This is a genomic window from Bartonella sp. AP19HLJMH, assembly GCF_042196245.1.
Classification (GTDB): Bacteria; Pseudomonadota; Alphaproteobacteria; order Rhizobiales; family Rhizobiaceae; genus Bartonella.
In genome coordinates this window covers 2,358-7,363 of the sequence record NZ_JBHIPX010000024.1, presented here as the reverse complement: position 1 = coordinate 7,363, position 5,006 = coordinate 2,358, and the positions used below count along the sequence as shown (strand labels likewise).

General features: G+C 45.2%; 5 protein-coding genes and 1 pseudogene. All 6 read left to right on the top strand.

Going from position 1 to position 5,006, the window contains the following annotated elements:
* Positions 1-447: lytic transglycosylase (locus ACFINR_RS08675; RefSeq protein WP_375654080.1), on the top strand; the 447-nt coding region annotated here is incomplete at its 5' end.
* 12 nt (positions 448-459) lie between these two features.
* Entirely contained in the window at positions 460-1,464 is a 1,005-nt protein-coding gene (locus ACFINR_RS08670; RefSeq protein WP_375654075.1) for a phage tail protein, read from the top strand.
* A gap of 8 nt (positions 1,465-1,472) precedes the next feature.
* Positions 1,473-2,486, top strand: coding sequence for a phage tail protein (locus ACFINR_RS08665; RefSeq protein WP_375621736.1), 1,014 nt, complete (start codon positions 1,473-1,475; stop codon positions 2,484-2,486).
* A gap of 7 nt (positions 2,487-2,493) precedes the next feature.
* Positions 2,494-3,627 (top strand): phage tail protein, encoded by a 1,134-nt coding sequence (locus tag ACFINR_RS08660; RefSeq protein WP_375654072.1) that lies wholly within the window; start codon positions 2,494-2,496, stop codon positions 3,625-3,627.
* Between the two features lie 9 nt (positions 3,628-3,636).
* Positions 3,637-3,870 (top strand): hypothetical protein, encoded by a 234-nt coding sequence (locus ACFINR_RS08655; protein ID WP_375654069.1) that lies wholly within the window; start codon positions 3,637-3,639, stop codon positions 3,868-3,870.
* Between the two features lie 21 nt (positions 3,871-3,891).
* A pseudogene (locus ACFINR_RS08650) lies at positions 3,892-5,006 on the top strand (hypothetical protein); the annotation flags it as partial.

The following is a 5,006-nucleotide window of genomic DNA, read 5'->3' as shown; positions in this document are numbered from 1 at the left end:
CCCATGCAAGCGGCAGATGCCATGGGGCGGTTGACGCTTGATAATCGCAATCATTTAAGCCGCCTGTTGGGAAGAGCGCCTAGTGAAGCGGAATTGTATTTAGCCCATCAACAAGGAGCAGGAGGAGCCGCGCGGCTTCTTCAAAATCCCCATGCCAATGCGGCGCAAATTGTTGGGAGCAATGCGGTTGGCTTGAATGGTGGAAACAACGCTATGCGTGCAAGTGATTTTGTCAACCGTGTATTACAGATGTATGGGGGGCAGCCTCATAGAGCAAGTCCTACAGCGCAGGGTGGCATTAGAAATAGAGACAACTTGTTAGAGGTTTTAAGGGCATTATTAGCATCACAAGAAGAGGCTTCGGAAGAAGAAGAGAGTGATGATGATGATAATCCTTTGATGACGCAATTCATGCGGGCGTTTTACGGACCATTTTACAGAAGCTAGGATTCACGAGAAATGTCAACGATTTATGATTGGTCGCTTAGAGCGGCGGATAATACGCGTTCTGATAATTTGATTGATTGGTCCGAAGGACAGCATCCTAGCAGTGTGAATACGAGCGCCCGTGTGATGATGCAGCGCGTAAAGGAATACTTGTCAGACACGGGTGGAGAGCTTGAAGGCATTGTTACAAATGATCATGTCCAACAAACGAGTGTGATAAGACTTGCAAGCACTTCACAGTTTTTAGAGTATAAGAATGGTATCGTTTTGCGCTTTATGGCGACGGGCAGGAATGTTGGAGCGACCACGATTGTCTTAAATGCTTTAGATGGCAAGCCGGTTTATAAGGCAACGGAAACGGGTTTATCGCTTTTATCAGGGGGCGAAATCCAACAAGGGTGCATTTATACATTGTTTTATAATGGAGATCATTGGCATCTTGTTAATCCTACCCCACTCCCTTTAGAAGAAGAAGAAAGCAGTCTTTATCCCACGGGTTTTATAGGAACGTTTGGCATGCGTGGGATTCCAAAGGATTGGTTAATTTGCGATGGGAAGGCTTATTTGCGTCGTGATTATCGTGATTTATTTGAGACGATAGGAACGGTTTGGGGAGAGGGTGATGGCGCCACGACATTTAATGTTCCCGATTTTCGAGGGATGTTTTTACGGGGGCTTGATGGAGGGCGCAATATTGATGAGGGGCGTTCTTTTGCAAGTGTGCAAACAGATTTAATTGAGTCGCATCAACATCAAGGACAGAGCCTTTCGATGTCTCATTTTACCAGCAACGAAAATTTTTGGGATGGGAATACGACGGATGTGTTGGGCTATCGTCTAGGCTTGTTTGGGGGGAGCTCTCTAGCGAATTTTATGGGCATAGAGCGTGAGAATTTAGGGGGCTACATTGTAAGTTCTCATACTCTTGATGAGAACCAAGAGGTTGTTTTGGAGAGCACTGGTGAAGGCGAGACGCGTCCAGTTAATGTGAGTGTTCTGTTTGCGATTAAGACATGAGGTGTAAGATGTCGACGATCTATGATTGGTCTTTAAATGCCTCCTTGAATGCCTATTGTGATGATTTGATTGATTGGTCAAAAGGACAACGTCCTAGTAGTCTGAATAATAGTGCTCGTGTGATGATGCAACGTGTGCGTGAGTATTTATCGGATACGAGTGGTGTGATTGAAAGCACTTTTACGGTTGATGCTGAACACCAGACGACGTTGATAAGACTTCAAAGCCAATCGCAATTTTTAGAGTATAAGAATGGGATATCAATTTATTTTAAAGCGAAGGGCAAGAATGTTGGGGAAACCGCAATTGCCTTGAATGATTTGGCGGCTAAACCTGTTTACAAGGCGACGGAATTAGGTCTCCGTGTTTTATCGGGAGGCGAGCTTCAAAGGGGGTGCATTTATAGCTTGGTTTATAGGGATCATGCTTGGCAAGTTTTAAATCCTACGCCTCTCTCTTTATCGCAAGAGCCGGTTATCCCTGTTTATCCACTAGGGACGATAGGGATTTTTGGGATGCAAGTTTTGCCAGATGGCTGGTTACCATGTGATGGGAAGGCTTATTTGCGTAGTGATTATCCTGCTCTTTATGAAGCGATAGGGATCAGGTGGGGAGGCGCTGATAGTTGGACGAAGTTTAATGTTCCCGATTTGCGTGGTGTTTTTTTACGAGGTGTTGATGATGACCGCGAGATAGACCGCTTTCGTTATCTTGGCACTTTACAAAATGACGCAATGAGAAAGCATGACCATGGGGGTCAATCCTTTACGATTTTGAATGATGAAAATCAGGAAGAGAGTTGGCATGGTGATATGACGATCATCTGGGGATATGTGTTGAATGACCAGCAAAGATTGAAGCTTGCTGAACGTTTGGGCGTGAGAGCAGAGGATATACGCGTGCACCATAAGCTCGCCTTTCCCCATTCCCACCTTCACATGCGTGATGTTGCATTGGCAAGTTCAGGTATAAGTGAGACGCGCCCGATTAATATGAGCGTTGTGTTTGGAATCAAGACGTGAGGTTTAGATGTCCACGATTTATGATTGGTCTTTAACGGCATCTGAGAATGGTGGTGCTGATGCTTTAATTAATTGGTCAGAGGGACAGCACCCTAACACGGTTAATAATAGCGCTCGTTTTATGATGCAACGGGTAAGTGAGTATTTATCGGATACGGGGGGTGTTCTTGAAGGGATTGTGACGGTTGATAATAACCAAAAGACGAGCGTGATAAGGCTTCTAAGTCAATCGGCATTTTTAGAGTATAAGAATGGCATATCGGTTTGTTTTAAAGCGAAGGGCAAGAATGTTGGGGCGACAACAATTGCTTTAAATAATTTAGCCGGTAAGCCCGTTTATAAGGCAACAGAAACCGGTTTATTAGCCTTATCGGGAGGAGAGATACAAGATGGCTGTCTTTATACGCTTGTGTATGATGAAGAGCTTACGGGTTGGCAAGTTCTCAACCCGACAAGGGGCAAAGTTTCTTCCTTAAAACGTTTACCTTCCGGTCTGATAGGACCGTTTGCAATGGAGCGCTTGCCGGATGGTTGGTTGCCATGTGATGGAAGTGCTTATTCACGGTATGTTTATTGGGATTTATTTTGTGTCATAGGAACGACGTGGGGAGAAGGAGATGGCGCCACGACGTTTAATGTTCCCGATTTTCGGGGGCTATTTTTACGGGGACTTGATAATGAACGCAATTTAGACCCTTGGCGTTCTTTTGCAAGTATACAACCCTGTTCTTTAAAAGCGCATGAGCATTTTATAGGTCCAGCGTCATCAGAAGGTCTTTCTTCTCGAAAGAAACGGAATGTTTCTTCTACTGAAGCGCCCGTGACAAGGCGAAAGAGATCTGTAGACGAAGAGTGTGTAGGTTTGAGTGGGGATGCTTTGGACAAGTGTAATCAAGAATTTGACCAAATAGCAGGAAGTCCACAGGTAGAGACTCCCTTTTGGTTTACAGAAAAAGACAAGCCGCCGCGTTTACCTTGGTTTATCAGGAGCCCCTTTGCTAATTTTTTATATTATTCAACGCCTATAACGGCAGGTCTGAATGACAGAGAGCATCATGAACATCATCTCATGGCAGAGAGGGTTGGTGGTGTTGAAACGCGCCCCGTTAATGTGAGTGTAATTTATGGGATCAAGACATGAGGAGTTGAAATGTCATTAAAACCGTTTGCGATATCAGAGATTAGCGACCCGTCTCAAGTACGGGTCGTTTTGTATTCGGGGGGAGGTTTTGTACATGCGCCGCTTAATGGCGTTTTTGATTTACTGAAAGCCGCTTTGAAAACAGAGCTTGATGGTTCACTGAAAGATTTAGAGAAGCGCTTAGAGACCTTAAGCGAAGAGCTTGAAGATTTGAAAGAGTGTTCATTAGACGAAGTGCTCTGAATGATGTGAGGACGAAAGCAGATGAAGATACCCGATCATGAACATGAATATTTGATACCTGTCGCGACGAGAGAAGAAATGATAGCAGGAACTTCTCAAGACAGTGTTGTTGTTCCGAAGCTTTTAGGGACGGCGTCTTTGTATTCGTATGAAACCTTTGCGCCGTTAGAGCAGGTTGTTAATGCAAGGAAAGAAGCAGAAAAAGCCATGGCGCGTGCGAATGGCGCGCAACAGGTTGCAGAAGAGGCGAAAAAAGTATCGGAAAGAGCGCTTAGCGAAGTTACCAAAACGGGTGAAGCGGTTACAGCAGTAACAACAACGGCTAATCTTGCAAAAGATACAGCGGATACAGCCAAGGGATTAGCCGAAGAAGCCAAGAGTGCCTCTGATGCCGCCAAGCAAATGGCAGAAGAGGCGAAGGCAGGATTTGATAGAGCTACAGGGGAAATAAGTAGTACGAAAGGTTCATTGGCTACGGCATTGCAAAGTTTTGTAGAGGTCAAGCAGGCAAGTGAGAACGCCGTCCATGTCTCGACAGAAGCAAAGAGATTAGCCGATGAATCGAAATCCATTGCTGAACGTGCAGAACAAACAGCGAGAGATGCTTCCCAAACAGCAACAGAGACGACGCAAGTAGCCGCAACAGCGGTAGCAACGTGTCATGAAGTTAAGACAGTAGCGACACAAGCAAGTATGAAGGCAGATGGAGCCAAACAGACAGCCGCTGATGCGAAGGATATTGCCGAAGAAGCAAAAGGTTTATCGGAACGGGCGACATCTTCTGTTAGAGAACTTACAAAAACAGCGTCTCAAGTACAAACGGCAGTAGAGAAGGCATTAACGGAGTCAAGAGAATCCAAACAGATAGCAGAGTCATCTAAGACACTCTCAGAAGAAGCCAAACAACTCGCAACAGAAGCCCAAAATGCCTCTACCAATGCGCTTACAGAAGCGAATGCAGCGAAGGATAAAGCATCTACAGCGCTTACCTTAGTCAATGATGTCAAGAATATTTCTGAAGAAGTGAAAGGTATTGCAGAAACGGCATTATCGACCGCTACCACAGCTAAACAGGCTGGTGATGAGATCGGGCAAAAAGCTTTAGAAGCGTTAACGAAGTCGAGTGAAGCTAAGAG